Origin of the sequence: Caballeronia sp. INML3B, assembly GCF_023631305.1 — a bacterium.
GTDB lineage: Bacteria > Pseudomonadota > Gammaproteobacteria > Burkholderiales > Burkholderiaceae > Caballeronia > Caballeronia turbans.
In genome coordinates, this window is record NZ_JALQDI010000033.1 from 12747 (window position 1) to 38890 (window position 26144).

33 protein-coding genes are annotated in these 26144 nt (G+C 64.2%); 14 read left to right on the plus strand and 19 right to left on the minus strand.

The features are described 5' to 3' along the window. Positions 1-43: 43 nt before the first annotated feature. Positions 44-730, plus strand: a complete 687-nt coding sequence (locus NCS58_RS13645; protein WP_061120316.1) for an orotate phosphoribosyltransferase — start codon at positions 44-46, stop codon at positions 728-730. 83 nt (positions 731-813) lie between these two features. Here NCS58_RS13645 and NCS58_RS13650 read toward each other — a convergent pair whose 3' ends face one another. Further along, entirely contained in the window at positions 814-1527 is a 714-nt protein-coding gene (locus NCS58_RS13650; RefSeq protein WP_250538578.1) for a response regulator, read from the minus strand. A gap of 290 nt (positions 1528-1817) precedes the next feature. Here NCS58_RS13650 and NCS58_RS13655 point away from each other — a divergent pair, with 290 nt between their 5' ends. The 3 genes from NCS58_RS13655 (at position 1818) to argC (ending at position 4147) form a co-directional block, all read left to right on the plus strand. Continuing rightward, positions 1818-2408, plus strand: a complete 591-nt coding sequence (locus tag NCS58_RS13655; protein WP_061120314.1) for a YbhB/YbcL family Raf kinase inhibitor-like protein — start codon at positions 1818-1820, stop codon at positions 2406-2408. Positions 2409-2532: 124 nt separating this feature from the next. Beyond that, a complete protein-coding gene (locus NCS58_RS13660; RefSeq protein ID WP_061120313.1) occupies positions 2533-3147 on the plus strand; it encodes a flavodoxin family protein in 615 nt (204 codons plus the stop codon). Between the two features lie 46 nt (positions 3148-3193). Beyond that, complete coding sequence (argC, locus tag NCS58_RS13665; protein WP_250538579.1) at positions 3194-4147, plus strand: N-acetyl-gamma-glutamyl-phosphate reductase; 954 nt, start codon at positions 3194-3196, stop codon at positions 4145-4147. Positions 4148-4381: 234 nt separating this feature from the next. Here the strand turns inward: argC and NCS58_RS13670 are convergent, their stop codons facing one another. The 4 genes from NCS58_RS13670 to NCS58_RS13685 form a co-directional block, all read right to left on the minus strand. After that, entirely contained in the window at positions 4382-4747 is a 366-nt protein-coding gene (locus tag NCS58_RS13670) for a response regulator (protein WP_061120312.1), read from the minus strand. Positions 4748-4754: 7 nt separating this feature from the next. After that, positions 4755-5186 (minus strand): hypothetical protein, encoded by a 432-nt coding sequence (locus NCS58_RS13675; protein WP_096031961.1) that lies wholly within the window; start codon positions 5184-5186, stop codon positions 4755-4757. A 142-nt stretch (positions 5187-5328) separates the two neighbouring features. Continuing rightward, positions 5329-5958 (minus strand): LysE family translocator, encoded by a 630-nt coding sequence (locus NCS58_RS13680; protein ID WP_250538580.1) that lies wholly within the window; start codon positions 5956-5958, stop codon positions 5329-5331. A gap of 93 nt (positions 5959-6051) precedes the next feature. Next, positions 6052-6996: an NAD(P)-dependent oxidoreductase gene (locus tag NCS58_RS13685; protein ID WP_284502261.1), complete on the minus strand. Its 945-nt coding sequence runs from the start codon at positions 6994-6996 to the stop codon at positions 6052-6054. A 44-nt stretch (positions 6997-7040) separates the two neighbouring features. Here NCS58_RS13685 and NCS58_RS13690 point away from each other — a divergent pair, with 44 nt between their 5' ends. Both NCS58_RS13690 and NCS58_RS13695 read left to right on the plus strand, forming a co-directional pair. Then, positions 7041-7796 carry a Mut7-C RNAse domain-containing protein gene (locus tag NCS58_RS13690; RefSeq protein WP_061120309.1) on the plus strand — a complete coding sequence of 252 codons (756 nt, stop codon included), beginning with the start codon at positions 7041-7043 and terminating at the stop codon, positions 7794-7796. 61 nt (positions 7797-7857) lie between these two features. Beyond that, entirely contained in the window at positions 7858-8127 is a 270-nt protein-coding gene (locus NCS58_RS13695; RefSeq protein ID WP_061120308.1) for a hypothetical protein, read from the plus strand. Positions 8128-8188: 61 nt separating this feature from the next. Here NCS58_RS13695 and NCS58_RS13700 read toward each other — a convergent pair whose 3' ends face one another. The 5 genes from NCS58_RS13700 to NCS58_RS13720 form a co-directional block, all read right to left on the minus strand. After that, positions 8189-8500 (minus strand): cupin domain-containing protein, encoded by a 312-nt coding sequence (locus tag NCS58_RS13700; protein WP_061120307.1) that lies wholly within the window; start codon positions 8498-8500, stop codon positions 8189-8191. A gap of 11 nt (positions 8501-8511) precedes the next feature. Then, complete coding sequence (locus NCS58_RS13705; protein WP_061120306.1) at positions 8512-9801, minus strand: MFS transporter; 1290 nt, start codon at positions 9799-9801, stop codon at positions 8512-8514. 222 nt (positions 9802-10023) lie between these two features. Beyond that, complete coding sequence (locus tag NCS58_RS13710; protein ID WP_061120331.1) at positions 10024-10341, minus strand: high-potential iron-sulfur protein; 318 nt, start codon at positions 10339-10341, stop codon at positions 10024-10026. Positions 10342-10474: 133 nt separating this feature from the next. Beyond that, the gene (locus tag NCS58_RS13715) at positions 10475-11575 is read right to left on the minus strand and encodes an NAD(P)/FAD-dependent oxidoreductase (protein ID WP_250538582.1); all 1101 of its coding nucleotides are present in this window, start codon (positions 11573-11575) and stop codon (positions 10475-10477) included. A 186-nt stretch (positions 11576-11761) separates the two neighbouring features. Then, positions 11762-12739: an AAA family ATPase gene (locus NCS58_RS13720; protein WP_061120304.1), complete on the minus strand. Its 978-nt coding sequence runs from the start codon at positions 12737-12739 to the stop codon at positions 11762-11764. A 336-nt stretch (positions 12740-13075) separates the two neighbouring features. Here NCS58_RS13720 and NCS58_RS13725 point away from each other — a divergent pair, with 336 nt between their 5' ends. Next, positions 13076-13597: a hypothetical protein gene (locus NCS58_RS13725; RefSeq protein WP_061120303.1), complete on the plus strand. Its 522-nt coding sequence runs from the start codon at positions 13076-13078 to the stop codon at positions 13595-13597. 52 nt (positions 13598-13649) lie between these two features. Further along, complete coding sequence (locus tag NCS58_RS13730) at positions 13650-14456, plus strand: endonuclease/exonuclease/phosphatase family protein (protein WP_061120302.1); 807 nt, start codon at positions 13650-13652, stop codon at positions 14454-14456. Between the two features lie 5 nt (positions 14457-14461). Here the strand turns inward: NCS58_RS13730 and NCS58_RS13735 are convergent, their stop codons facing one another. Beyond that, entirely contained in the window at positions 14462-14863 is a 402-nt protein-coding gene (locus NCS58_RS13735) for a response regulator (protein ID WP_061120301.1), read from the minus strand. Between the two features lie 182 nt (positions 14864-15045). Here NCS58_RS13735 and NCS58_RS13740 point away from each other — a divergent pair, with 182 nt between their 5' ends. Continuing rightward, positions 15046-15642 (plus strand): alpha-ketoglutarate-dependent dioxygenase AlkB, encoded by a 597-nt coding sequence (locus tag NCS58_RS13740; protein ID WP_061120330.1) that lies wholly within the window; start codon positions 15046-15048, stop codon positions 15640-15642. Between the two features lie 6 nt (positions 15643-15648). Here NCS58_RS13740 and NCS58_RS13745 read toward each other — a convergent pair whose 3' ends face one another. Continuing rightward, complete coding sequence (locus NCS58_RS13745; protein ID WP_061120300.1) at positions 15649-16047, minus strand: RidA family protein; 399 nt, start codon at positions 16045-16047, stop codon at positions 15649-15651. A gap of 118 nt (positions 16048-16165) precedes the next feature. On the opposite strand from NCS58_RS13745, the gene NCS58_RS13750 reads away from it, so the two are divergent. Then, positions 16166-16660, plus strand: a complete 495-nt coding sequence (locus NCS58_RS13750; RefSeq protein ID WP_061120299.1) for an MgtC/SapB family protein — start codon at positions 16166-16168, stop codon at positions 16658-16660. Here NCS58_RS13750 and NCS58_RS13755 read toward each other — a convergent pair. The 3 genes from NCS58_RS13755 to arsC all read right to left on the minus strand — a co-directional run bounded on the left by NCS58_RS13755 (position 16657) and on the right by arsC (position 18894). Next, the gene (locus tag NCS58_RS13755) at positions 16657-17838 is read right to left on the minus strand and encodes a GGDEF domain-containing protein (protein ID WP_250477182.1); all 1182 of its coding nucleotides are present in this window, start codon (positions 17836-17838) and stop codon (positions 16657-16659) included. The genes NCS58_RS13750 and NCS58_RS13755 overlap by 4 nt on opposite strands. 226 nt (positions 17839-18064) lie before the next feature. Next, positions 18065-18346, minus strand: a complete 282-nt coding sequence (locus tag NCS58_RS13760; protein WP_061120329.1) for a hypothetical protein — start codon at positions 18344-18346, stop codon at positions 18065-18067. 125 nt (positions 18347-18471) lie between these two features. Beyond that, the gene (arsC, locus tag NCS58_RS13765) at positions 18472-18894 is read right to left on the minus strand and encodes an arsenate reductase (glutaredoxin) (protein ID WP_061120297.1); all 423 of its coding nucleotides are present in this window, start codon (positions 18892-18894) and stop codon (positions 18472-18474) included. A gap of 465 nt (positions 18895-19359) precedes the next feature. Here arsC and NCS58_RS13770 point away from each other — a divergent pair, with 465 nt between their 5' ends. The 3 genes from NCS58_RS13770 to NCS58_RS13780 all read left to right on the plus strand — a co-directional run bounded on the left by NCS58_RS13770 (position 19360) and on the right by NCS58_RS13780 (position 20854). Continuing rightward, positions 19360-19662 carry a hypothetical protein gene (locus NCS58_RS13770; RefSeq protein ID WP_143756388.1) on the plus strand — a complete coding sequence of 101 codons (303 nt, stop codon included), beginning with the start codon at positions 19360-19362 and terminating at the stop codon, positions 19660-19662. Between the two features lie 104 nt (positions 19663-19766). Continuing rightward, on the plus strand, positions 19767-20033 hold the full coding sequence (locus NCS58_RS13775) for a cupin domain-containing protein (protein ID WP_061120295.1): 267 nt from the start codon (positions 19767-19769) through the stop codon (positions 20031-20033). Positions 20034-20035: 2 nt separating this feature from the next. Next, positions 20036-20854 (plus strand): DUF72 domain-containing protein, encoded by an 819-nt coding sequence (locus tag NCS58_RS13780; protein WP_250538583.1) that lies wholly within the window; start codon positions 20036-20038, stop codon positions 20852-20854. 7 nt (positions 20855-20861) lie between these two features. Here NCS58_RS13780 and gudD read toward each other — a convergent pair whose 3' ends face one another. Further along, a complete protein-coding gene (gudD, locus tag NCS58_RS13785) occupies positions 20862-22202 on the minus strand; it encodes a glucarate dehydratase (protein ID WP_250477184.1) in 1341 nt (446 codons plus the stop codon). 30 nt (positions 22203-22232) lie between these two features. Further along, on the minus strand, positions 22233-23480 hold the full coding sequence (locus NCS58_RS13790; protein WP_250538603.1) for an MFS transporter: 1248 nt from the start codon (positions 23478-23480) through the stop codon (positions 22233-22235). Positions 23481-23816: 336 nt separating this feature from the next. Here NCS58_RS13790 and NCS58_RS13795 point away from each other — a divergent pair, with 336 nt between their 5' ends. Continuing rightward, complete coding sequence (locus NCS58_RS13795; protein ID WP_250538584.1) at positions 23817-24089, plus strand: hypothetical protein; 273 nt, start codon at positions 23817-23819, stop codon at positions 24087-24089. Positions 24090-24213: 124 nt separating this feature from the next. Here the strand turns inward: NCS58_RS13795 and NCS58_RS13800 are convergent, their stop codons facing one another. After that, positions 24214-25122, minus strand: coding sequence for a 2-hydroxy-3-oxopropionate reductase (locus NCS58_RS13800; RefSeq protein ID WP_409219281.1), 909 nt, complete (start codon positions 25120-25122; stop codon positions 24214-24216). Positions 25123-25166: 44 nt separating this feature from the next. Beyond that, on the minus strand, positions 25167-25952 hold the full coding sequence (garL, locus tag NCS58_RS13805) for a 2-dehydro-3-deoxyglucarate aldolase (RefSeq protein WP_250538586.1): 786 nt from the start codon (positions 25950-25952) through the stop codon (positions 25167-25169). Between the last annotated feature and the right edge of the window lie 192 nt (positions 25953-26144).

Consider the following 26144-nt stretch of genomic DNA (forward strand, 5'->3'; position numbering starts at 1 on the left):
CCTCCCGCTTCTTCAAGCGCCACACAAGTCCAAGGATTCGCCCATGACAGGCTTCGATCGCCAGACGATCTCCGACACCACCGCCAAGATGCTGCTCGAAGTGCAGGCGGTGCACTTCAACGCGGAAAAACCGTACATCTTCACGTCCGGCTGGGCGAGCCCGGTGTATATCGACTGCCGCAAGCTGATCTCCTATCCGCGCGTGCGCCGCGGCCTGATGGAGATGGCCGAAGCGACCATTCTTCGCGATGTCGGCTACGAGCAGATCGACGCCGTCGCCGGCGGCGAGACCGCGGGTATCCCGTTCGCCGCGTGGATCGCCGACCGCCTGATGGTGCCGATGCAATACGTCCGCAAGAAGCCGAAGGGTTTCGGGCGCAACGCGCAGATCGAAGGTTTGCTGACTGAGGGCCAGCGCGTGCTGCTGGTCGAAGACCTGACCACCGACAGCCGCAGCAAGATCAACTTCATCAACGCGCTGCGCACGGCGGGCGCGACGGTGAACCACTGCTTCGTGCTCTTCCACTACAACATCTTCAAGGAGAGCGTGTCGGTGCTGAAAGACATCGACGTCGATCTGCACGCGCTCGCCACCTGGTGGGACGTGTTGCGCGTCGCGAAGGAGCAAGGCTACTTCGAGTCGAAGACGCTCGATGAAGTCGAAAAATTCCTGCACGCACCGGCGGAATGGTCGGCTGCGCACGGCGGCGCGACCGCTGCCCCGCAATAAGCATTGACCCGCACGAAGCAATTAAAATAAAAAAGCCGCTGACGGAAGTCGGCGGCTTTTTTTATTCGGCATTCAAAAATCGCTTACAGCGAATTGGGATTGGGAAGCGATGAATCGTCGAGCGAACCGTCGCCGGAATAGGCGGAGAGATTCATTAAGCCGTTGCTTTGCGCATACTGAAACAATTCGGAATCGCGCTCGATGCCGAGTTTTCGCATTGCGGTGTTCTTTTGCGTGCTGATTGTCTTGATACTGCGCCGCAATTGTCCGGCAATTTCCGTAATCGTCATGCCCGAAACGAACAGGCGCACCACTTCCAGCTCGCGCTTGGACAGGATCACGCTACGCTGCTGTCCGTTCGCGCCGAGCCCCATGCTGTCGAGCGCCGCCTTGACGGACGGGCCGAGGTACTCCTGCCCGCGCATGACGTGCTGGATCGCCCAGCCGATGTGGTTCATGTCGTCGGCCTTGTTGATGATCGACATCACGCCCACTTCGCGCAAACGTTTGAGCAAGGCCGGATTTTCGAGCATGGTCAGCACGACGAGTTTCACGCGTGGAAACTGCCGGCCGATATAGCCGAGCAAAGGCATGCCGTCGCCATAAGAGCCGCCGGGCATGGCGAGATCGGTGACGAGGACATCGCATGGCTCCTTTTGGAGCAACTGGACGAGTTCGGTCGACTGACGGGCCTGACCGATGACGTCCACCTCCGGAAACTTGTTGAGGGCCTGTGTCGTGCCAAACAGAATGACCGGATGATCGTCTGCGATGATGACTTTTATTCGCTGGCTCATTTAACTTCTCCTGTATTTCAGTCGATTAGTTGCCGCGCGAATCTGCGTCGAATTACTCATGTCTGCGTTCATTAGAGTTTGAAATCATCGCCGTCAAGGCGCTGCGCACTACGTCGAAACCGGTGGCGCTCCGTGCGCCATCGGTTAAGTCCCAAGGATTTAAGACTTTTATGCTTTGTTGCAATGTTAAACTGCAAGCTAGTACGAAGCGCATCACTGAGACAAAAAACATCGTTGCAGCCAGCGAAACGCTGCTATAACGCGCGACGATACTGACAGGAGTTCAGCCCATGCGCCTCACCGGCCGACGCGTGAGTTCGACTGGCCATGTCGCATCAGTACTCTTCATCGCCTTCGCGGCGGCGGTTTTCGCCCATTCGCACGAGGCCGCGGCCGACCCCGCGTTCACCGTCTCCAGCACAGACCTCGCGCCCGGCAAGACCATCGGGCCGACACTCCTTTTCGATCAGTCCGAATGCAAGGGCGGCAACCGCTCGCCGCAGATTTCCTGGCACGGCGCACCCGCCAACACGCGCAGCTTCGCCGTGACGGTCTTCGATCCCGACGCGCCGGGGCGCGGCTGGTGGCACTGGGCGGTCGCGGGCATTCCGGTTGGCACGGATCACCTGGCGGGCAACGCGAGCGCGTCGGGCGCGCTACGCAAGATGGGGGCCGTCGAGGCGCGCAACGACTGGGACACGGAAGGCTACGGCGGCCCGTGCCCGCCGCCCGGCAAGCCGCATCGTTATATCGTGACTGTCTACGCGCTAGGCAGCGCCGACCTGCGCCTGCGCCAAGGCACGCCCGCCCTCATGTTCGAGCACGAAATCCGCACGATGACGATCGCCAGCGCACAGCTCACCTTTACATACGGCCGTTAGCCTGAAGTAGAGAACCGCGCGCTTACGCCGCTCGGTTAAAAATTGTCTTTGCTAGACTGGCCTGGACCGTCCGCAAGGCACGCGTCCGTACAGGCGGCGGCGCAGGAAGTGACTCGGGGAAACCATGCCGAACATCATCATCGTTTATCACAGCGGCTACGGCCACACGAAGAAAGTCGCGGAAGCGGTGCTCAGCGGCGCAGCCGACGCCGGCGCGAACGTGAAACTGATCGCCGTCGGTGACCTCGACGACGCTGCATGGGCCGAACTCGACGCCGCCGACGCCATCGTCTTCGGCGCGCCGACATACATGGGCGGGCCGTCCGCCGATTTCAAAAAGTTCGCCGACGCGAGTTCGAAGCCCTGGTTCTCGCAGAAATGGAAGGACAAGATCGCGGCCGGATTCACCAACTCGGCGCACATGAACGGCGACAAATTCCTGACCATCTCCTATTTCGTTACGCTAGCGATGCAGCACGGGATGATCTGGATCGGCACGGGCATGATGCCGTCGAACACCAAGGCGGCCACGCGTAACGATCTGAATTTCGTCGGCGGGTTCACGGGCCTCCTCACGCAATCGCCCGCGGATGCCTCGCCGGATGAAGCCCCGCCGCCCGGCGATCTCGAAACCGCGAAAGTCTACGGGGCACGCATCGCCGCGGTGACGGCGCGCTGGGTCGGCAACCGGGCCGGCGACGAAAACCGCGGACATCAACCCGCCGCGGAATCGCACTAAAATGTCGGTTTTGCGGCGAGCGTCCGCACGAACCAGCGAGATCGAGATGACCACGAAAGTATTTGTCGACGGACAGGAAGGCACCACCGGCCTGAAGATTTTCGAATATCTGTCGCAGCGCCGTGACATCGAGGTGTTGCGTATCGAGGAAGCGAAGCGCAAGGACATCGAGGAGCGCCGCTGGCTCATCAACGCGTCGGACGTAACGTTCCTGTGCCTGCCGGATGTTGCGTCGCGCGAATCGGTTTCGCTCGTCGACAAGGACAACACGCGCACCGTGATGATCGACGCCAGCACGGCCTTCCGCACGCAGGACGACTGGGCGTACGGCCTGCCCGAGCTCGCGCGTGCGCAGCGCGAGCGTCTGCGCACGTCGAAGCGCATCGCGGTGCCGGGCTGCCACGCGTCGGCGTTCGTGCTGTCGGTGCAGCCCCTCGTGGCGGGCGGTCTCGTCCCCGCCGATTTCGACGCGCATGCCTATTCGATCACCGGCTACAGCGGCGGCGGCAAGAAAATGATCGCGGAGTACGAAGCGGGCGGCAACGAGCGACTCATGAGCCCGCGCCCTTACGCACTGAGCCTGACGCACAAGCATCTGCCGGAAATGTCCGTGCGCACGGGTCTCGCGCGCGCGCCCGTCTTCACGCCGATCGTCGGCGCATTCCTGAAGGGTCTCGCGGTGACGACGTATTTCTCGCCGGACCAGCTCTCGCGCCCCGCCAAGCCGCAGGACGTGCGCGACATGCTGGCCGAGTACTACAACAACGAGCCGTTCGTGCGCGTCATGCCGTTCGACGCCGAAAGCAATCTCGACGCCGGCTTCTTCGACGTGCAAGCCTGCAACGACACCAACCGCGTCGACATTTTCGTGTTCGGCAACGACGAGCGCTTCGTGACGGTCGCGCGGCTGGATAATCTCGGAAAGGGTGCGTCGGGCGCGGCGATCCAGTGCATGAATCTGGCGATCGGCGCAAACGAGGAGACCGGTCTCGCCCGCTGATCCCGCTGTCGCAGCAAAACCCGAAGGCCGATTCGCTCCAATGCGCATCGGCCTTTTTTTCGCCCGCCGACGCGACGCAGCATCGAAACGTACAGACGAAAAAAAGCCCGCCAAGCTGGCGGGCTGAATCCATATCAGTGGAGACATGGAGGAGACAGGAGTAAATATACCAAGAATATTGGTGCGTCGCAACATTGCGTGTTGCGGCACACCGACGCGCGAACGCACAGCGAATCAGGGCTGCATCATCGACAGGATGAACTGGAGTTGATCGCCGGAAATCGGTTTGACGAGATGCACATCGAACCCGGCGTCGTTCGTCATTTCCCTATGCTGCGGCTGTCCCCAGCCTGTCAGCGCGACCAGCATGATTGCGTGGCCGTTCGGCAATCGGCGCAAGGCGCGCGCCGCCGCGAGTCCGTCGACGAGCGGCATGCCGAGATCGAGAATCACGACTTCGGGATCGAACTGCACCGCGACCTCGACGGCTTGCGCGCCGTTTGCCGCGAGCGCCACTTCGTGGCCCATGCCGGTCAGCAGGTTCGCGAGGCCGGAAAGCGCATCGTCGTCGTCGTCGGCTATGAGAATGCGCTTGCTCACGATGGCCTCACCGGAAACCGTTGATTTCGAGTTTCAATCTGTTCGAACCCGCCTGCGCCGCCGTGATCTCGGTGCGCGCGGTGCGTGCGCCCAGGTAGAAATGCTGGCGCGCGGGCGCGTTCTGGTCGTGCGTCGCGTCGGGCAGACACGATGCGATGTCCGCCGCCACACTTTGCAACGCGTCGGCGCTTGAACCGCCATGCAAGGTCCACGTGCATCGATAGTTCGTCGGCGATGCGGCGCATGTCGCGTCGTCGCCATAGGGCAGCGCTACCGCGCGGCCATCGTTCGCCGAAAGAGATGAAAAATTCGGCGCAGCAGCCACGATGCGTTTGAGCGCATCGCAAGGGCTCGGGGTGTCGTCGGCGCGCGCGGATGTCGTTGCTAATACACCGAAACACAGCAAGGCGGCGGCCCAGGCGGAGCGTCGGCCAATCAGATGCACGGGGCGCCTCCTTTCGATCTGTTTTTCCCGACGAGCGCGACTATGCACCCGCCGGCCGCGTATGTATGTTCGAAAGCGAATCAAGTACTACAAGCTCAAGCAAGCCGTGCACCCGTTCATGCAGACGTTTGGCGCGTCAGTGGCGCACGAGCGCCATCATCGCGCCGAAGCCGACGAACACACCGCCCGTCAGGCGGTTGAACGCCCGCGCGACGCTCGCGCTCTTCAGCTTTTCGCCGATGCGCGCGCCCAGGCCCGCATACACCGTGTACCAACTCACCTCGATCACGGCGAACGTCGATACGAGAACCGCGAATTGCGGCAAGACCGGCAGATTCGCGTCGATGAACTGCGGCAGCAACGCCGCCGCGAAGAGAATCGCCTTCGGATTGCTGCTCGCGACGAGAAAGCCGTTGCGAAAGAGCGTGAAGCGTCGGGAGGAATGCGCGGCGCCGCTGTCATCGCGCACGTCGACCGCGCTCGTTTTCGCGCGCCAGCTCTTCACGCCGAGCCAGACGAGATACGCCGCGCCGACGAGGCGCAGCGTATCGAACAGACGCGGCCACGCTTCGAGAAGCACGCCCAGCCCTGCCGCCGATACCGACAGCATGATGACGAGCGCCGTGAGACAGCCGGCCATGGTCGCCGTCGAGCGTTTGAGGCCATGACGCGCGCCGTGCGTCATGACGAGCAGCATGTTGGGTCCGGGAATCGCGGAAACGACGAAGACCGTGGCGACGAACAGCCACCAGAGATGCAGGCTCATTGCGGCGTGGCGGAGAAAGGAACGGGACTCGCATTATGCCGTCCGCCCCGCTGATTCCGGCACGAGGCCGCCTGCCACACCGCGAAAATGGAATCAGCGGCCGGCGCGCCGGGCCGCCACCTGACCGAGCACGGCGAAGTCCTTATCGCCGTCGCCGTGCGCGAGTGCGTCGACGAGGTTGTCGCGCACGACGCTCGCCACGGGCAGCGGCACGTTCACGGCATCGCCGGCGGCGATCGCGAGACGCACGTCCTTCAGCCCGAGCCGCGCCTTGAAGAGCGCAGGCTCGTAGCGGCGCTCTGCGATCATCTTGCCGTAGCCCTGATACACCGGCCCCGGGAACAGCGAGTTCGTGATGACGTCGAGCAGCGTCTGCGCTTCGATGCCGTGGCCGCTCACGAGCGCCGCCGCCTCGCCGAAGCTTTCGATCGCCGATGCCAGCATGAAATTCGCCGCGAGCTTGAGCACGTTCGCGTGCTGCGGCTCGCTGCCGACGCGCCAGGTTTTCTGGCCGAGCGCATCGAGCACGGGCTGCACGCGGTCGATGGCATCGCTTGCGCCCGCCGCGAGAATGTTGAGCTTGCCCGCCGCCGCGACGTCCGGCCGCCCGAGCACTGGTGCGGCGACATACGCGACGCCGTGCTGCGCATGCAGCTCGGCCAGTTCGACGGCCAGCGCCGCCGAGATCGTCGCCATATTGACGTGCACGAGGCCCTTCGGCGCGTGCTTGAGCAGACCGCCGTCGACGAGCACCGAGCGCAGCGCGTTGTCGTCGGCGAGCATGGAGAACGCGGCATCGCCGGCGAACGCCTGCTCGGGCGTATCGACCACCGACGCGCCCTGGTCCGCGAGCGCGCGCGTCTTGTCGCGCGAGCGGTTCCAGACGCGCACCGTATGTCCCGCCTTGAGCGCGTTGCTCGCCATCGCGCCGCCCATTTCGCCCAGTCCAATGAATCCGATGTCCATACTCGCGTGCTCCTTGACCTTGTTTGCTCGCCGCGCGCTGGAAGCCGCGCGGCCCGAGCGCCAGTAAAGCATATCGACGCAAAGCGCGCAGAAGCGCGCAATGCGATACTCACTGCATGGTCAAGGCGCGCTTTCACTTCCATCGCGAACTGAACGATTTCCTCGCTCGACCCTTGCGCGGGCACGTGTTCGTGTGCGCGTGCGCGAAGTCTTCATCGACCAAGCACATGATCGAGGCGCTCGGCGTGCCGCACACGGAAGTCGATCTGATCGTGAGGAACGGCCGCCCGGTCGGGTTCGACGCGCAGATCGAAGCCGACGACGTCATCGAGGTCTATCCCGCGCATCATGCGCCCGGAGGCATGGCGAACGGCGCTGCGCTGCTGCGGCCATCGTTGCGCGCGGCGGACCTGCGCTTCATCGCCGATGCGCATCTCGGCGGGCTCGCGCAACTGCTGCGGCTCGCGGGCTTCGATACCCGCTACGACAACAACTTCCCCGACGATGAAATCGAGCAGCTCGCGCAGGACGAATCGCGCATCGTGCTCACGCGCGATCGCGAACTGCTCAAGCGCCGCACCGTCTTGCGCGGCTGCTATGTCCGCGCGCTTCAACCCGACGAACAGTTCCGCGAAGTCTCGGAGCGCCTCGACCTCGCGCAGCATGTGCGGGCGTTTCGACTCTGCCTGATGTGCAACGCGCCATTGCGTCCGGCCGTGCCCGGCGAAATCGACGGCCGCGTGCCCGAAGGCGTGCGCGAGCGGCATACGCGCTTCGTCACCTGCGACGTGTGTCGTCGCGTGTTCTGGGAAGGCTCGCACTGGCGGCGCATGCGCGCGCGGATCGACGCGCTGGCGGAAGCGGGCCGCTGAGACGGTCGTCGCGTTCCGTACAATACGGCCCCTGACCTCAATCTTCGCCCTGGAGCATCGCGTGAACAAATTTCAACTGGAACAGACCAAAGCATTCAAACTGGCCAACGACCTGAAGCAAGGCGGCCGCGCACGCGTGGGCAGCGCGGATGCGCAAAAGACCGATCGCCGCGAGCAGCGCAAGCTCGATCAGGCGAAGGGTCTCGTGCCATTCGCGTGCAAGCTCGATGAAAAGCTCGTGACGCAACTGAAGTCGCGCGCCGAAGCGCATGATGGCGGGATGACGGAAGTGCTGGCCGAATTGCTGGTGAAGGCCGGTCTGGAGCGTTAAGTTCCTTGTCCGCTCCGTGCGCTTCGCGGCTCCTGAAGCGCACGATCGCCACGCGTGTCCCTCACACGCTCCCTTCCTTCTCGATCACCAGAATGCGCGCCTCGCCGACGGGTTCGGCGAAATGCTCATCGCCGGCCTGGGCATGAAAGATGTCGCCGGCGCGCAGCGTCAGAACGCGCTCGCCTTCGCCGCCACGCACATGCATCCGCACTTCGCCCTGCATGACGGCGAACACTTCCTCACCGTCGTTCACGTGCCATTTGTATGGCGTGTCCGTCCAGTGCAGGCGGCACGACGTGCCGTTCATCACGCAGATATCGAGCGCGCCCCATGCGCGGTCGGCCGTGAACTTGCCACTTTCGATTACTTTCATTTGATTGCCGCCTAGCGGATGAAATCGCGCGCTTCATCGACATCCGCGTGACGCGTCGCCGGAATGCACGCCACCGCGATCAACGAGAGCACGAGCCCGCCCATCACATAGAAGGTGGGCGCGAGTTGCGAACCGGTGACGCGGATGAGCCACGTCACGATGAACTGGCCGAAGCCGCCGAAGATCATGACCGCGATGTTGTACGCGAGAGAAAGCCCCGTGGAGCGCACGTGCGCAGGAAACAGCTCGGCGATGAGCGCGCCGAACGGCCCATAGTAGCCCGAGAGCGAGATCGACAGCAGCGCCTGCACGATGACGAGCCGCATCAGGCTCGGCTCTGCCGCGAGCCACGCGAAAAGCGGATAGATCACGACGAGCGTGATCGCGAGCGACCACAGCGAAAGACCCTTGCGGCCGATGCGGTCGGACCACGCGCCCGCGACCGGCGACAGCACCGTCAACAGCAGATTGCCGACGATCAACGCCGTGAACGACTGCCCGAACGGCAGTTTCAGTTGCTTGACGGCGAAAGTCGGCAGATAGGCGATCAGCACATACACGCTGACCGTCAGCGCGATCACCGAGCCGAGCCCGCACAGCACTTCGCGGCTATGCGTGCTGAACACTTCCCCGAGCGTGGCGCGGCGCGCGGTCTTCTTCGCGTGCAGGAACGCTTCGGTGTCGGCCATGTTGCGGCGGATATACAAGCCGACCGGCCCGATCACGAGGCCGAGGATGAACGGCACGCGCCATCCCCATGAATCCAGCGCCTCGGGTGAAAGGCCGCGCGAAATCGCCGAGCCGACGATCGCGCCGAGCAGCAGCGAAGCGGCCTGGCTCGCCATCTGGAAGCTGCCGTAGAAGCCGCGCTTCGAGAACGGCGCCGCTTCGATCAGAAGTGCCGTCGAGCTGCCGAACTCGCCGCCTGCGGAAAATCCCTGCAACAGCCGCGCGAACACGATGACGAGCGGCGCGCCGATGCCGATCGCCGAGTACGGCGGCGCGATCGCGAGCAGGAAGATGCCGAGCGTCATGAGCCCGATGACGAGCGTCAGCGCCGCCTTGCGCCCCGCGCGATCTGCATAGAGACCGAGGACGATGCCGCCGACCGGCCGCATCACGAACGCCACGCCGAAGGTCGCGGTGGTCAGAAGAATCGACGAGTAATCGCTGTCGCTCGGAAAGAACAGGCGGGCGATGACGACCGTCATGAAACCGAACACGGTGAAGTCGTACCACTCAAGCGCGTTGCCGATGACCGCGGCCGCCACGGCGCGCGCGTTCAATGGTCTTCCTGGCATGCGATCCCCTAAGGTCATTGGGTGTCGTGCTGGGCGGACGCCGTCACGCGCGCTGCCCGCCGGACTCGTTGACCGCGCTTTGTTCGAAATATGCACACGCGCGGCTCTTTTTGCCTTGGCGAGTGTAAAGACGGTTTTTCTCCCGATCAAGCTAATTGCGAACGAAAGAAAGCGCGCCGGGCCTTCCGGCCGGGCGCGCTTTTCGTGTGACGTCGATCGCACTTATGCCTTCTTCACATACGCGCTGCACCAGCCCTTGGATGCGACCTGCTTGTTGCTGAACATCGGGCACGGCGCATAGGCGTCCGTCGGCTTGCCCTGATAGAACTGACAGTTGCCGCAGTCCTGGCCGGCGGCGTATTTCGGGTACTTGGCCTTGTCGACCTTGCTCGCGTCTTCCTTGTAGCCGAGTGCCTGCGCGGTGGGATCGCTTTCGGCGACTTTCGGCGCATCGGCGGCGAAGGTGGCTCGGGAGCCGAGCGCGAACGTCGAGGCGACGCCCGCGCTGGTGATGAGAAACGCGCGACGTGATGTCTTCATGGTGACTCGCTCCATGTTGTATTGGGGGATAGCGCCGTTCTTGGCGACGGCGATATCCGAGCATAACAATCTGGAAGCGAGTCGACGACGCCAAATGTTAGAGATAAGGGACGGCGGAAAGTCGCATGTCGCTCTAGCGCGCCATATCCGCCACGCGCTGGGCGATCGCAAGCGAGGCCGTCAATCCCGGCGATTCGATGCCGAACAGGTTCACGAGTCCCGGTACGCCGTGCGCCGACTTGCCCTGAATCACGAAATCCGCCGCGGCCTGACCCGGGCCGGACAGTTTCGGCCGGATGCCCGCGTAGGCGGGCTGCAAGGCGTCGTCGGGCAAACCCGGCCAGTACGCGCGAATCGCGGCGTAGAAGGAATCGGCGCGGCGCGGATCGACATCATAGTTGAGCGCCTGCACCCACTCGACGTCCGGGCCGAACTTCGCCTGCCCGCCGAGATCGATCGTCAGATGCACGCCCAGCCCCGCTTCGTTGGGCATCGGGTAGATCAGCCGCTCGAACGGCGCGCGTCCGCTCACGCTGAAGTAATTGCCCTTGGCGAAGTAGAGCGGCGGCACGTGGCGGTCGTCGAGGCCGCGAATGCTCTGCGCGATCGCGTTCGCATGCAGTCCCGCGCTGTTGATCAGATACGACGCCCGGAACCGCGCAGGCGACTCGCCGCCCGTCTGGACGATGAAACAGCCCTCGCGTGCATCGATGGAAGCGACCGGCGTATGAAACACGATGTTCGCGCCGTGGTTCTCCGCCTGCCCCTGCAGCGCGAGCATGTACTGATGACTGTCGACGATACCCGTCAGCGGCGACCACACCGCCTCGACGCATTGCAGTTGCGGCTCCATCTCCGCCGCCTGCGCGCCGCTGATGCGCTCGAGTTCCTTGACGCGGTTCTCGATGCCCTTCTGCTGCAGCGCCGCCAGTTGCGGCACCTGATTGCGCGCGGTGGCGACGAGCAGCTTGCCGCATTGCCGATGCGGCACGCCATGCGCACGGCAGAACTCGTAGAGCATGTCGCGCCCGCGCACGCACAACTCGGCCTTCAGCGACCCGCGCGGATAGTAAATGCCGGCGTGAATCACCTCGCTGTTGCGCGAACTCGTGCCGATGCCGATGCCCTCGCCCGATTCCAGCACGATGACCTCGCGTCCGCGCATCGCCAGGGCGCGAGCGATCGCCAGTCCGACGACGCCCGCTCCGATTACCACGCATTCGATCCGATCCATGTCTTCTTTCCGTCGCAGATTTATCCCAACTATTTTACGTTCGGGACTATTGCGCGATACACAACAAACGCACATGGACTGCATCGTTTTCCGGTGCAATTCAGAAAAAGGCAAGAATCTGGCCGCCACATGTCAAAAATGACAGGTTTTGGCGGCCTTTTTGGCAATTCCATAAATGAAGGCCTTTCAGAAACCGATCGCTTTCTTGCGCGAATTGCGGTCGAGCTGGATGTCACGCGCCTCGACGTGATGCCTTTGATCGATGCGCGCGTTGCCGAACGCGTTGAGCATCGCGCGCCGCATGCCGCGCGGCGACGCCTGCGTGAGCGCTTCGAGCGGCGCGTCGCCGAGGGTTTCCGGGAAGCGCGCGCCCCACGCGTGGGCATTGCGGATTTCGGCGTAAATCGACTGCGCGATGCGTCGCGCGCCGTCGCGATCCGGCGGCGCAATCTCGTAGACGTTCATGCGGTTCAAAAGCGGCTCGGGAATCGAGCGCGCGTCGTTGGCCGTGGCGATCCACACGACATTGCCCGCGTTGATCGGCACTTCCGCGAATTCGTCGATGAACGTCTGCGCCGTGTCGTGCTCGAGCAGCGCGTAGAGCGAGCCGAGCGGATCGTATTGCGCGTCGCCGGTGGCCTTGTCGATTTCATCGACGGTGATCACGGGGTTCGCGTAGCTGCCGTTGACGAGCGCGTCGAAAACCTTGCCGGGCTTCGCGTTGCGCCACTGCGACGACGCGCCCGACAGAATCCAGCCCGCCGTGAGCGAGCTCATCGCCACGTAATGAGAGGACGTGCCGAGCAGCCGCGCGAGTTGCTTCGCGAAATGCGTCTTGCCGATGCCCGGCTCGCCGAGCAGCAGCATGGGCATGAGTTCGAGGCGATCGTCGGTTTCGAGGCACAGCGCGATCTGCTTGCGGATATCGGCGAGCGGCTCCTCGAAGTTCGGCAGATCGGCGGCGAGATCGTCGACCGACGGCATGCGGTTCGGCTTCACGCAGAAGCGCAGATTGCCCACCTTCAGCATTTTTTCGTAGATGGCGCGCAACGCGTCGCTCGCGCCTTCGGACAGGTCGTTGAGCGCGGATTCCACGTCGTCGAGACTGTAGACCTTGCTGAACGATGCCACCGCCAGTTCCTGTTTGACCACGGCTGTCGTCATGTCACACCCCGTCATTTTTTATGGTCGACGAGTCCAGTGTATCGGCGCCAAAACCCCGCGCAAGCGAGCAGTCGCACACGTGTGCTGCTAATCAGGACGCCCGTTTTGCTCGATAAAGCCGCGATCGGCGCGCGCTAGTATCATCGTCGGGATCGAACTGCCGGGCGGGTTCGAAATCTGCTCTGCCCTCCATCGTGCATTCGTGTATTTCAGCGGGCAGGCTGAACCCGGCCCGCGCCGCCATGTCACAAGGAAGTCGCCGAGGATCGCCGATCCAGCGGCCGCTCGCCAAAGCGCGCCGCCATCCGAACCGTCCACGCGCAGGAGTCGCTTTCAATGCATAAAACGCTACGCACCGCCTTTCTGAAGACCGCGCTCGTGACGGGCGCCTGTCTCGCCGCGCTCGGCGCGCACGCGCAAACCACGGCGACGCAGCCGGTGACGTGGGAATTGCAGGTCGTGCGCGACGGTCAACAGATCGATTCGTTTTCTGGCACGACGAACGTCGGCCAGGCGCGCACGGATACGCATCACAACAAGGTGCGAAACAACGTAGGCTGCGCGGATCAGCCTGCGGGCGATATCGACCTGCAACGCACGATCACCGTCTCACCGACCCACGCGAGCGCCGACGACGTCACGCTCGCTATCGATGCGCAGGAAACCTTGCAGGACGACAGCACGCGCGTGTCGCCGTCCGGCTGCAAGCTGCCGCCGGTGCCGCGCCAGGTGAGCGGGTCGCATCCGGGCCTCGTGCTCAAGCCGGGCGAATGGGGGCAATGGCAGCTCATCGACAGCAACCCGTCGCTCGCTTATCGGGTGCGCGCGAGCCTGGGTTCATCGACGGCGGCGCAATGACAATCTCGGTGACATAGACTCCAGAAAGCCGCCGCTCAAGATCAAAGAACGCATGCGAAACCCAGAACATCTTCCGCCAGGTCCGTCCGCTCATTCGGCCACGCCGGATTTCACGGCGGTGAGCTGGAATCTGCACAAGGGCCGTTCGCCCCTCGGCTTGCGCGCCTGGACAGCGATGCAGCGGTGGGTTCAGACCACCAACGCCGACGTCTATTTTCTCCAGGAAGCGATGGCGCGGCGCATGCCGCAGCCCGTGCTCGCCAGCGGCTTCGGCAATCCGCTCAATGCGCCGCTCGACGATGTCTGGCATTGCCAGGCGACCGAGATCGCGACTGCGCTCGAGTTGCAGATCGCGCTCGGGCCGAACGTGTTCAAGCCATCGTGGCGGCACGGCAACGCGATTCTTTCGCCGCATCCGCTCGATCTCTCCGGGCGCTGGGACATCTCCGCGCATCGTTTCGAAAAGCGTGGGCTACTGGTCGCGCGCGCGACGTTCGCCGGTCAGGCGATCACGCTGCTGTGCGCGCATCTCGCGCTGACGCGTCAGGCGCGGCTGCGTCAGATGAACTGGATCGCCCACTGGATCGCGAAGGAAGCGCCCGAAGGTCCGCTCATGCTCGCGGGCGATTTCAACGACTGGCGCAACGACTCCGTGCCGCTTTTCGGTGAACTCGGCATGCACGAAGTGGCGACGATGCTCGGCGAATCCGGCCGCACGTTCCCGGCGTTTTCGCCTGCGCTCGCGCTCGACAAAATGTTCGTGCGCGGACTGAAACCGGTCGAATGGCTTGTGCCGACGCAGGACACGGCGTGGCTCTCGGATCACCTGCCGTACATGGCGCGGCTGCGCGTGGAATAAGGGACTTACGCTCGCGGTCCGGCGAGCAGCGCTTCCAGCGCGTCGATGGCGACGGGCTTCGTCAGATGATGATCGAAGCCCGCGTCGAGCGCGCTCTGACGGTCGGCCTCGCTGCCCCAGCCCGTCAGCGCGAGCAGCAACACACTTTTGGTCGCGTCGCGCTTTCTCATTTCGCGCGCGACGTCGAATCCGCTCATGCCCGGCAAGCCGATATCGAGCACGACCACATCGGGTTTGAAATCATCGATCGATGCGAGCGCGCGCGGGCCGTCATGCTCCGTACGCACTTCGTGGCCGAGCGCTTCGAGCAGCATCGACATGGCAAGCGCCGCATCGTCGCTGTCGTCGACGAGCAGAACGCGGCGGCCTTGCGCCGCGCCGCCGCTTGCTTCGGCGGTGGTGTTCATGCATTTCCCCGTGAGTCGTCGCCGCGCGAAACCGGTATTTCCGACCCGCGCCCGACTTTATTGAGATGATTCGGGAAATGTAGCACAGCGTGTCCGCGTTCAAGATAATGAACCCGCAATACGGCGCGCGAAGGCTCTGCTATCGTGAATACTTCATCCGCCGCCGTTCCCGCACCGCCGCCATGTTCGATCTTTTCGACGACATTCCCAAGCCCGACATCGTGTGGCATCCGGATTGGATCGACGCCGACGAAGCCTCCGATCTGATGGGCGCGCTCATCGCGGAAGTCGGCTGGCAGCAGGACACGATGACGACGCCCGGCGGCCGAGTGCCGCTGCCGCGTCTGACCGCGTGGCAAGGCGAGCCGGACGCGGTGTATGTCTATTCGGGCATCCGCAACCTGCCGCAGCCGTGGACGCCCGCGGTCGCGAACCTGCGCGAGCGCGCCGAAACCGCGTGCGGTGCGCGCTTCAACAGCGTGCTGCTGAATCGCTATCGCGGCGGGCTCGACAGCATGGGCTGGCATGCCGACAAGGAACGCGAACTCGGCCCCGAGCCGGTGATCGCATCGGTGAGTCTGGGCGCGACGCGCACGTTCGAGTTCCGTCACGCGCGCACGCACACCACGCACACGCTCGCGCTCACGCACGGCAGCCTGCTCGTGATGCGCGGACGCACGCAGCAGGAATGGGTGCATCGCGTGCCGAAGGAGCCGGGCGCGCGCGGCGAGCGCATCAATCTCACCTTCCGCTGGGTCGATGCGTCGAAGCGCAAATGAAATCGCCTACGGACGTTTGGCGACGAAATCGATCTCGACGAGCGCATCGCGCGCAAGGCCCGTCACGCCGATGCACGTGCGCGCCGGCAGCGGCTTCGGCAGGAAGTACGACCGATACACGGCGTTCATCGCGTCGTAGTCGCGCTTGAACTCGGTCAGGAAGATCCGCACGCTGACCACGTTGTCGAGCGTCAGCCCCACGCCGTTCAGCACGAGAATCAGGTTATCCATCACGCGGCGCGTCTGCGCGGCGACGCCTTCGGGCAGCGGCGCGCCGTCGTCGCTCGGATCGGTCGGCATCTGACCGGTGAGGAACACCCAGCCGTCAGCTTCCGCCGCGTGCGAGAAAGGGCCGACGGGCGTCGGCGCGGCATCGACCATCGTGAATTTGGGCAACTGGCTCACATCCTCTCCTCGTTTTGATTTCGTATCGTCCGAAACCGGCACGTTAGCGCGCCAAAATTGCGCGCGTGTTTCGGCCCGTGCGAAGATGATGCGGCTTACGGTTACCTTCTCACACCCGATGCTTCCCTACCCCGTTCTCGCCGACGCTGTCTTGCGCATGCTGGCCGCGATGCTGATCGGCTGCATCATCGGCATCGACCGCGATCTGCACGGCAAACCGACCGGCATGAAGACGCTCGGGCTCGTGTCGCTCGGCGCGTGCATCGCGACAATGTGCGCGCAAGGTTTCTCGATGACGCCCTCCGACGATGCCGGCGTCTCCCGCGCCGTGCAGGGCATCGTGACCGGCGTCGGCTTTCTCGGCGCGGGCGTGATCCTGCAGAATCCGCGCGAGAACCGCGTGCGCGGGCTGACCACGGCGGCGTCGATCTGGGTGACGGCGGCCGTCGGCATCGTCTGCGGGCTGGGCGTGTGGAGCGTCGCGTTCATCGCGATGATTCTGATGATCGCGCTCATGACGATCGGGCGCGTCGTCGAGAAGCGGCTTCTGCGGCGCTGGATGAACAAGCCGGAAGACGAGCGCGAAAAGTACGGCGAAGTCGAAGAAATTTAAACGAGCGCCCCGGCGACGGGCGCCTTCACGCGATTGCGGCCCGCCATCTTCGCGGCATAGAGCAGGCCGTCGGCGCGCGCCATCATCGACGCGAGCGGCTCGCGGCCGTCCCACATCGCGATGCCCGCGCTGAAGGTGTAATGCAGCACGCCGCCTGGCACCTCGCACGGCGTCGCTTCGACCGTTCTGCGCAGACGCTCGACGAGCGCGGTGACATCCTCGATATGCTCGGCCGTGCAAAAAAGACAAAACTCCTCGCCGCCGATGCGCCCGAATGAATCGCCATTGCGCATGCGCGCCCGCACGATCGACGAAAAATGACGCAGCACTTCGTCACCCGCCGCGTGACCGTAGCGGTCGTTGACGCTCTTGAAGTGATCGATGTCGACGACCGCGACGTACTCGCAACAGCCGTCATGTCCGCCCTGCCCGGCACGCGCGAGACTCTCTGCCGCCGAGGCCAGGAAGGCTTTTCTCGACAGCGCGCCGGTGAGGTCGTCGATGCGCGCGAGGCGTTCGAGCCGTTGCGCGAGCCGGTCGTGCGCCATCATCACGAGGCCGATGCACAGCGACGGCAGCACGAGAATGCCGAGCGCGAGGAACGTGATCTGCATCGGCCCGGGCTGCAGCAGCGCGGTCTGCGCGGGCGGCTTCACGGCGTAGATCGCGCCGCGCACCGTATGGCCGAGCGCGCCGAGCGCGGCGGCGCCCGCGACGAACAGATAGTTGTAGCGCGGCCGCTCTTTCGGACGCTCCAGCAGCACGCGGCCGGCAATCGCGAGATCGCAGGCGGCATGAAACGCCGACACGATCACCACGCGCACGTGCACATCGGGCACGACATAGGTGAAGTACGCGATGCCCGCCATCACGCCGAGCCACATGATCCAGCCCGTCCAGCGCTGCGCGGGACGCATGCGCACATCGAAGAAATCGTTGCAGCCTTCGTAGATGAGCAGGATCGTCGCGGCGAGCAACTGGTTCGCCGCGACGATGCCGAGCCACGCAGGCGCGACGTTCTGCATGGCGAAGAGCACGAGCGAGACGATTGCGATGACGTTCGCCAGAAGCCAGCGCCGCACGCCCGCGATCGCATGCGAGAGCAGCGAAATCAGCACCAGTATCGAGAGAATGCTCGATAGCGCGGTGACGACGAGAATGCTGACGGGACTGAACATCGCTGAAAAAGTGGGCGGGGATATCGCTCGTGCTGAAGGAAGGCGGTGTTTTCGGTGAGAGGATGCGCGGCGAAAAGAAGCACGAGTATCCGACATTGCCCACGCGTTTACGGCACGAACGGGCGCACCTTGAAGGCCGGACGTGCGGCGCGCCGTCGCACCTAGAAAGCAAAAACGCGGCGCAGCCTTGCGGCCCGCCGCGTTCGATCACGCGATTCCCCGCGCCTTACCAACCATGACGCTCGCGCCAGCGCTCCTCGCGACGCATCTCGTGATGCCAGCGGCGCTCGCGCCATTCGTGACGGCGCCATTCGCGCTCGCGCCAGTCATCGCGACGGTAGCCGTCTCCATAGCCGTATCCGTAGTAGCCGACCGGCACCGCGGGCTGCGCGTACACCGGCACGCCCACGCCCACCGCCACATCGACGTGCGCATTCGCCGATGCCGACATTGCAAGGGCCACGATCCCCGCCAGCCCGATAGCCGTTCCGAGAAGTTTCTTCTTCATGTCGCTTTCTCCTTGCACCGAGTGCTCTGTGAGTGAGTGCAGTCTAGGAAGCGATGCCGGATACAGGTGCAACGGGTTTGCCAGAAAGGTAACGTCAGGTAACGGTCAGCAATTGCGAATGTGGTCTAGCGCACGCGCTTGCCGGAAGCGTCGATGACGACTTCGCCGTCCTCCTTCGTGAACGGCCCCTTCTGCGCCTCGGGCAGGATGTCGAGCACCAGTTCCGACGGACGGCACAAGCGCGCACCCTTCGGCGTTTCGACGAATGGCCGGTTGATGAGGATCGGATGCGCGAGCATCGCGTCGAGGAGTTGATCGTCGGTGAGGCTAGGATCGTCGAGGCCGAGCTCGGCATACGGCGTGCCTTTTTCGCGCAGGGCGTCGCGCACCGAAAGACCCGCGCGCGCGATCAGCGCGACGAGCGCGTCGCGGCTCGGCGGATGCGTCAGGTACTCGATCACAGTCGGCTCGATGCCCGCGTTGCGGATCAGTGCAAGCGTGTTGCGGGAGGTTCCGCACTTCGGGTTGTGATAGATGGTGACGGTCATTGTCGCGATGTCCCTGCGTTCGTGAGTGAGCGTGATGGCACGCCTCGCATTCTAAAACCGAAGCCGCGATGACGCGACGGACAGCCTCGCGTCACGCGTGCGCCTGTATCCGGGATGCACACTCGATTGTGCTGTTCATTCAGACATCTGCGGCCTATAACGAAAGGTGCAGCGCGGCATGCGTCTTCTGCGGACCCGCGGGTCCCATTCGCCGGCAAGCGCACCGGCGCTCCGTCTGCATCGCATCGGCGAGATGCCATGCGTGGATCGCACACCAACAAGTTCGGGAAACCGGCCACGGCACAACGCAGCCACGCCGGGAACCGGCGCCGATGTCCGTCCGGCCGGCGCGCCACGCTTTGCACCAGCAGCTCACGTGGCACGCTCCGTGCGGGGCAACGATCCCAATCAGCGAACAGCGTTGCGCGGCTTGCCGCGAGCGCGCCTTCCGATCAAGGAGTCAACATGAAATCACGTGTCGCCATGGCGGTGCTCGCCGCCTCGTTACTCGCCACTGCGGGCCTCGCCTCGGCCCAGCAGACCTACTATCGCACCGCGCAAGTGCCTGGACAGGCCACCGCCGATACCTGGACCGATCCGGGCGCGCCTCAGCAAAGCGCGATGCAGGATCAGCCGGCCGACACGTCCTACGGCGGCTCGCCGATGACGCGCGGCGCGGCGGGCGCCACCACGATGGGCACGATGGACAGCGCCGCATCGAAGCCCTGCACGCGCGGGCCGCAATGCAACATCTTCTTCGGCAACTGAGCGGGCAACGAAGCCGTTTCAACTGCGTTAGCATCCGTGCATGACCCACGCGCGTCCGTTCGAAACGAGCGGGCGCGCCATCCCTTTTTTCACGGAACGGCATCATGCACCGCGACGAATTTCTCGCACTTCTTTCCAGCGAAGGTTTCGACGAAGTCGTCACGGTGACGCGCGAGCCGAACGGCTCACTCGATGTCCACGCACATCCGTTCGAAGCCAAGGCGCTGATTCTCGAAGGCGACGTCACGATCCGCACCGGCGACGTCGCGAACACCTATCGCCCGGGCGATATCTTCCATCTCGCGACGAACATCGAGCACGCGGAGCAGTACGGGCCCGAGGGCGTAACGTATCTCGTCGGGCGCAAGTAACGATGGCCGTCTCCAAAGGCAAGAGCGCACGTATCCGCATCGGCGTCGGCGGATGGACATACGAGCCGTGGCGCGGCACGTTTTATCCCGAAGACCTGGCGCAGAAGCGCGAGCTCGAATACGCGAGCCGCGCGCTCACGAGCATCGAAGTGAACGGCACGTTCTACGGTTCGCAGAAGCCCGCGACGTTCATCAAATGGCGCGACGAAACACCCGATGATTTCGTGTTTTCGCTCAAGGCGCCGCGCTACGCGACGAATCGCCGTGTGCTCGCCGAAGCCGGCGACACGATCGAGCGCTTTTTCGGCAGCGGCGTGCTCGAACTGAAGGACAGGCTCGGTCCGATCAACTGGCAATTCGCGCCGACCAAGAAGTTCGACCCCGAGGATTTCGAGCGCTTTCTCGAACTGCTGCCCGCGAAAGTCGAAGGACGCGCGATTCGGCACGCGATCGAAGTCCGCCACGAGAGCTTCTGCGATCCGGCATTCGTCGCGCTCGCGCGCAAGTATGGCGTCGCGGTGGTGATCGCGGGGGACTCGAAGTATCCGCAGATCGCGGATGTGACCGCACCGTTCGTCTATGCGCGCATCATGGGCACGACGGACAAGCAGGCACAGGGCTATGCGAAAGCGGCGCTCGATCAATGGACCGAGCGCGCGAAAACGTGGGCCGCGGGCGGCTCGCCGGACGACTTGCAGACGTTCGGCAAGGCGGCGGCGCCGAAAGCGGCGTCGCGCGACGTGTTTCTCTACGTCATCAGCGGGTTCAAGGAGCGCAATCCCGCCGCAGCGATCGCGCTCATCGACCGTTTGAAGGAATAGAAGCGCCTCAGCGCACGAGGCAAGGCTTCTTGTTGTCGAACTTCCAGTTCGGGATCAGATACTGCATCGCGACGCCGTCATCGCGCGCGCCGAGGCCGTGCTGTTGATACAGCGCGTGCGCCTTCTCCACTTCGTCCATGTCCAGCTCGACGCCGAGGCCCGGCACTTCGGGCACCTTCACCTTGCCGCCGACGATCTGCAGCGGATCGCGCGTGAGACGCTGGCCGTCCTGCCAGATCCAGTGCGTGTCGATGGCCGTGATCTTGCCCGGCGCGGCAGCGGCGACGTGCGTGAACATCGCCAGCGACACGTCGAAGTGATTGTTCGAGTGCGAGCCCCACGTAAGGCCCCAGTCGTTGCACATCTGCGCGACGCGCACCGAGCCCTGCATCGTCCAGAAGTGCGGGTCGGCGAGCGGAATGTCGACGGATTGCAACTGGATCGCGTGACCCATCTGGCGCCAGTCTGTCGCGATCATGTTGGTCGCGGTAGGCAGGCCGGTCGCGCGGCGGAATTCGGCCATCACTTCGCGGCCCGAATAACCGTTCTCCGCGCCGCACGGATCTTCCGCGTAAGCCAGCACGTCGTGCTTGTCGCGGCACAGGCGGATCGCTTCGGCGAGCGACCATGCGCCGTTCGGATCGAGCGTCACGCGCGCTTCGGGGAAACGCTCCGCGAGCGCGGTGGCCGCTTCCATTTCCGCGTCGCCGGCGAGCACGCCGCCTTTCAGCTTGAAGTCGTTGAATCCGTAACGTGCCTTCGCCGCTTCCGCGAGGCGCACGACCGCTTCGGGCGTCAGCGCAACTTCAGTGCGCAGGCGCTCCCAGTCGTCCTTGCCGTCCGCGCCGGATGCGTACGCCAGATCCGTCTTGTTGCGGTCGCCGATGTAGAACAGATAGCCGAGCATTTCGACTTCATCGCGTTGCTGGCCTTCGCCGAGCAGCGCCGCGACGGGCACGCCGAGATGCTGGCCGAGCAAGTCGAGCAGCGCGGCTTCGAGCGCCGTGACGGCGTGGATGGTCGTGCGCAGGTCGAAGGTTTGCAATCCGCGCCCGCCCGCGTCGCGATCGGCGAACGCCGTGCGCACCCGGTTCAGCACGGCCTGCATGTTGCCGATGGATTGCCCGACGACATACGCGCGCGCGTCGTCGATCGTCTTGCGGATGGCCTCGCCGCCCGGCACTTCGCCCACGCCCGTGTTACCCGCGCTGTCCTTCAGGATCACGATATTGCGCGTGAAGAACGGGCCGTGCGCGCCGGAGAGATTCATGAGCATGCTGTCGCGGCCGGCAACCGGCACGACGCGCAATTCGGTGACTGTCGGAGTGGAACTGGCTTTCGTGGACATGAGCGTAATCCTGTGAATTGAGCGAATGGTTCAGTGCGCGCCGCGATGCACCGCGTGCCCGCCCTGCAGGTGATCCGAGCGGCGATTGCGCGTGAGGAAGGCTGCGGCGGCCGCGACCAGCGACGCGACGCCGAGGCCGTACAGGCCGCCCGAGACCGAACCCGTATGTTGTTGAAGATAGCCGAAGGTCGCGGGAGCGAAGAAACCGCCGAGATTGCCGACCGAGTTGATGAGCGCGATCACGCCGGCCGCGACGCGCGCATCGAGGTAGCCCTGCGGAATCGGCCAGAACAGCGATGCCGCCGCCTTGAAGCCGATCGCCGAGAAGCAGATCGCGACGAACGAGAGCACCGCGTTGCCGGTCGTCGATGCGAACAGGCCGCACGCCGCGATCACGAGCGCCACGGCGAGCCACGCCTGCTGGAAGCGCCAGCGCGCGGAGAGCAGCGCGAAGCAGTACATCGCGACCATCGCGATCATCCACGGCACCGCGTTGAACAGGCCCACCTGAAAATCGGTGAGGCCGCCCATCTTGCGGATGATCGTCGGCAGCCAGAAGGTGGCCGCGTAGATCGTGAGCTGGATCGCGAAGTACAGGAAGCAGAACAGCACGATCTGCGGGTCCTTCAGCAGTTTGATCGCGGACACGTGCGCGCTGCCGCTCGCGGCCTCGCGCTCGGCTTGTTCCGTCGTGATCGCCTGTTGCAGCGCGCGTTGTTCGCCGGCGCTCAGCCAGTGCGCATCGCCGATGCGCGATTTCAGCAGCATCCAGCTTGCGCCGCACAGCAGCACGGAGAAGCCGCCTTCGATCAGGAACATCCACTGCCAGCCGTGCAGGCCGAAACCGCGGATCGACAGCAGACTGCCGGTAATCGGACCCGACAGCACCGATGCGAACGCCGAGCCGCCGAGGAAGATCGCGACCGCCTTGCCGCGCTCCTTCTGCGGCAGCCATTGCGTGAAGTAGTAGACGACGCCCGGAAAGAAGCCGGCTTCCGCGATGCCCAGCAGAAAGCGCAGCACGTAGAACGACGTGTCGTTCCAGACGAACGCCATCGCCGCCGCGACGATGCCCCACGTCCCCATGATCCGCGTGAGCCACGTGCGCGCGCCGTACTTCTGCATCAGCACATTCGACGGCACTTCGAAAAGCGCGTAACCGACGAAGAACAAGCCGCTGCCGAGACCGTACGCGGCCGCGCCGATGCCGAGATCGGCCTGCATGTGGGCGTTCACGAACCCGACGTTCACCCGGTCGATGTAGTTCGCGATGAACATGATGAGAAACAAGGGCAGCACGTGGCGCTTGACCTTGGAACTGGCCGATTCGAGCAAGTCGGCGGAGGCTGTGTTCAAGGGTGTCTCCTTTACTGATCGCGTGGTACGTTGTCTGATGACATTGTACGGCGACGGTGGTATTGCGCCAATCGCGTGTTTACCCTTCTCCCGCGCCGCTTTGTCTGACATGCGTTTTGCGCAACGTATCACTTGCGACCTCCGGTCTGCCCCAGTTCGAGTTAAGAGGTCCGATGACTATTGGCGACGGTCATCGGACCGCCGCGCGCGGCGACACCGGACAAGTCACGGCGAGCTTTGCCGCGCATGGAAAGCGTCGTGCTTAAGGGAGATGGTGTCGTTGCGCTGGCATTGCGCGAGATCGCGCTCGGCGTCATGCGGCGCGGTTTTGTGCATGGCATCGCGGTTCAGCGAATCGCGGAATTGTTCGCGGCGAGCGGCGTGCATTTCATCGACCAGACGCACGCGATCGCCGCGCTCGTGCGCGTGGTATCGGTGGCGATCGGCGTGGGATTTGTGCTTCGGGGACGGGGTGTTCCGGCCGCTGTGGACGCCGGATCCGCACGCGGACATCGATCTCGCGTGGCGTGAGGAGCAGACGAACCCCGCGGCGGAGAACGTGCGGCGCTTCGCGATCGAGCATTTCGCGCGAATCGAGAAGCGCGCAGAAGAGGCGCTGAAAACATGCTGCCGGCACGCGGCCGGCCGTGTCGGATTACTTCGCTTTCTGACCGATCTCGTGATTGGCCATGATTTCGAGCGCGCGCACCATGCCCGAGTGATCCCACGCCTTGCCGCCGTGCGCGGCGCACGCGTTGAAGAGCTGCATGCACGTCGACGTGTTCGGCAGTGCGACGCCGAGCGCTTGCGCCGTCGCGAGCGCGAGATTCAAATCCTTCTGATGCAGCTCGATGCGAAAGCCCGGATTGAAGGTGCGCTTGGTCATGCGCTCGCCGTGCACTTCGAGAATGCGCGACGACGCGAAGCCGCCCATCAGCGCGGTGCGGACCTTCTCCGCATCGACGCCCGCCTTCGACGCGAGCAGCAATGCCTCGCCGACCGCCTCGATGGTCGCCGCGACGATCACCTGATTCGCGACCTTGCACACTTGCCCCGCGCCGACTTCGCCGATCAGCGAGATGTTCTTGCCCATCATGTCGAAGAGCGGCTTGACCTTGTCGAACGTGGCCTGCGCGCCGCCGACCATGATCGTGAGCGAAGCGGCCTTCGCGCCGACTTCGCCGCCGGACACGGGCGCGTCGAGATAATCGGCGCCCTTCTCGCGCACTTTCGCCGCGAACTCGCGCGTGGCGATCGGCGAAATCGAGCTCATGTCGACGACGACCTGACCGCTCTTCAGCTTGCTGGCGACGCCGTTCTCGCCGAACAGCACGCGTTCGACGTCCGGCGTATCCGGCACCATGATGAAGATCACGTCCGCCTTCTCGGCGACGGCGGCGGGCGAATCGCATGCCGTGGCGCCCGCGCCGGTCAGGTCCGCGGGCACGCCGCTACGCGTGAATGCCGCGAGCTGAACGCCGTTCTTGAGAAGATTGGCCGCCATGGGATTGCCCATGATGCCCAGTCCGATGAAGCCTGCCTTTTGCATGTATCGCTCCTTGATGTCGATTTCGGTGGCTGCCCGGTCGAGGATAGCGCGTGTCGCGCTTACGCCGGGATGAAGTGTTTTTTGACGGCCTGCGCGGCGTTCCTGAGCAGGCCGAGATCTGCGCACACGGCAACGAGCGTGCAGCCCAGCGCGATATAGCGCTCCGCGTCTTCCTGCACGGGCGCGAGAATGCCGCTCGGCTTGCCTGCCGCGTGCGCGCGCTCGAACACATGTGCGATGACCGCCTGCACGTCCGGGTGGTTTGCGTCGCCGATGTGACCGTACGACGCCGCGAGATCCGACGGGCCGACGAACAGCGCGTCGACGCCTTCCACTGCGATGATTTCGTCGATTGCTTCGACCGCCGCGCGGCTTTCGATCTGCACCGCGACGCTGATGTTGTCGTTCGCCACCTGGAAGTAGTTCGGAACCGTGCCATAGCGATTGCCGCGATGCCCGACCGACACGCCGCGGATGCCCTGAGGAGGATAACGCGTCGCGGCGACGGCACGCTCGGCCTCGGCGGCGTTGTCGACGAACGGGACCAGGAAATTCACGAAGCCCGCATCGAGCAGCTTCTTGATCGCGACGGGATCGTTCGCCTGCGGGCGCACGACGGGCGCGCTCGCGCTGTCTTTCAGCGCCATCAATTGCGGGATGAGCGTGAGCGCGTCATTCGGCGCGTGCTCCGCGTCGAGCAGCATCCAGTCGAAACCGACCACGCCGACGAGCTCCGTGACGACCGGACTGGCAAGCGACATCCAGCAGCCGATCAGCTTCTTGCGTTCACGCAGCGACGTTCGGAAAGAATTGGGCAGCGGTTGATACGGTGACGAAGACGGCATGATGCCTCCCTGTGGCGACGGCGATCGGATTGGAAAGCGGCACGTCCGGGAACGCTTAGTCATCGGACGTCTTAACACAGGGTACAATCATTTTGCGGTTAAGCGACAGCGGCGTTAACCCTGATCGCCTTGTATTACAGGCTTCTTCTCACGTTTTCGCCTGCGATATCTTATACGATGTCTTATTTCTAG

Coding starts and splice junctions, on each gene's coding strand:
- NCS58_RS13710 (WP_061120331.1), bottom strand. CDS start 10,341: ATGAAGACATCACGTCGCGCGTTTCTCATCACCAGCGCGGGCGTCGCC.
- NCS58_RS13660 (WP_061120313.1), top strand. CDS start 2,533: ATGCCGAACATCATCATCGTTTATCACAGCGGCTACGGCCACACGAAG.
- argC (WP_250538579.1), top strand. CDS start 3,194: ATGACCACGAAAGTATTTGTCGACGGACAGGAAGGCACCACCGGCCTG.
- NCS58_RS13755 (WP_250477182.1), bottom strand. CDS start 17,838: ATGTTCAGTCCCGTCAGCATTCTCGTCGTCACCGCGCTATCGAGCATT.
- NCS58_RS13690 (WP_061120309.1), top strand. CDS start 7,041: ATGGTCAAGGCGCGCTTTCACTTCCATCGCGAACTGAACGATTTCCTC.
- NCS58_RS13790 (WP_250538603.1), bottom strand. CDS start 23,480: ATGTTCATCGCGAACTACATCGACCGGGTGAACGTCGGGTTCGTGAAC.
- NCS58_RS13770 (WP_143756388.1), top strand. CDS start 19,360: ATGAAATCACGTGTCGCCATGGCGGTGCTCGCCGCCTCGTTACTCGCC.
- NCS58_RS13735 (WP_061120301.1), bottom strand. CDS start 14,863: ATGAACACCACCGCCGAAGCAAGCGGCGGCGCGGCGCAAGGCCGCCGC.
- NCS58_RS13685 (WP_284502261.1), bottom strand. CDS start 6,996: ATGCTTTACTGGCGCTCGGGCCGCGCGGCTTCCAGCGCGCGGCGAGCA.
- NCS58_RS13655 (WP_061120314.1), top strand. CDS start 1,818: ATGCGCCTCACCGGCCGACGCGTGAGTTCGACTGGCCATGTCGCATCA.
- NCS58_RS13775 (WP_061120295.1), top strand. CDS start 19,767: ATGCACCGCGACGAATTTCTCGCACTTCTTTCCAGCGAAGGTTTCGAC.
- NCS58_RS13700 (WP_061120307.1), bottom strand. CDS start 8,500: ATGAAAGTAATCGAAAGTGGCAAGTTCACGGCCGACCGCGCATGGGGC.
- NCS58_RS13730 (WP_061120302.1), top strand. CDS start 13,650: ATGCGAAACCCAGAACATCTTCCGCCAGGTCCGTCCGCTCATTCGGCC.
- NCS58_RS13760 (WP_061120329.1), bottom strand. CDS start 18,346: ATGAAGAAGAAACTTCTCGGAACGGCTATCGGGCTGGCGGGGATCGTG.
- NCS58_RS13705 (WP_061120306.1), bottom strand. CDS start 9,801: ATGCCAGGAAGACCATTGAACGCGCGCGCCGTGGCGGCCGCGGTCATC.
- NCS58_RS13725 (WP_061120303.1), top strand. CDS start 13,076: ATGCATAAAACGCTACGCACCGCCTTTCTGAAGACCGCGCTCGTGACG.
- arsC (WP_061120297.1), bottom strand. CDS start 18,894: ATGACCGTCACCATCTATCACAACCCGAAGTGCGGAACCTCCCGCAAC.
- NCS58_RS13680 (WP_250538580.1), bottom strand. CDS start 5,958: ATGAGCCTGCATCTCTGGTGGCTGTTCGTCGCCACGGTCTTCGTCGTT.
- NCS58_RS13650 (WP_250538578.1), bottom strand. CDS start 1,527: ATGAGCCAGCGAATAAAAGTCATCATCGCAGACGATCATCCGGTCATT.
- NCS58_RS13750 (WP_061120299.1), top strand. CDS start 16,166: ATGCTTCCCTACCCCGTTCTCGCCGACGCTGTCTTGCGCATGCTGGCC.
- NCS58_RS13715 (WP_250538582.1), bottom strand. CDS start 11,575: ATGGATCGGATCGAATGCGTGGTAATCGGAGCGGGCGTCGTCGGACTG.
- NCS58_RS13720 (WP_061120304.1), bottom strand. CDS start 12,739: ATGACGACAGCCGTGGTCAAACAGGAACTGGCGGTGGCATCGTTCAGC.
- garL (WP_250538586.1), bottom strand. CDS start 25,952: ATGCCGTCTTCGTCACCGTATCAACCGCTGCCCAATTCTTTCCGAACG.
- gudD (WP_250477184.1), bottom strand. CDS start 22,202: ATGTCCACGAAAGCCAGTTCCACTCCGACAGTCACCGAATTGCGCGTC.
- NCS58_RS13780 (WP_250538583.1), top strand. CDS start 20,036: ATGGCCGTCTCCAAAGGCAAGAGCGCACGTATCCGCATCGGCGTCGGC.
- NCS58_RS13740 (WP_061120330.1), top strand. CDS start 15,046: ATGTTCGATCTTTTCGACGACATTCCCAAGCCCGACATCGTGTGGCAT.
- NCS58_RS13645 (WP_061120316.1), top strand. CDS start 44: ATGACAGGCTTCGATCGCCAGACGATCTCCGACACCACCGCCAAGATG.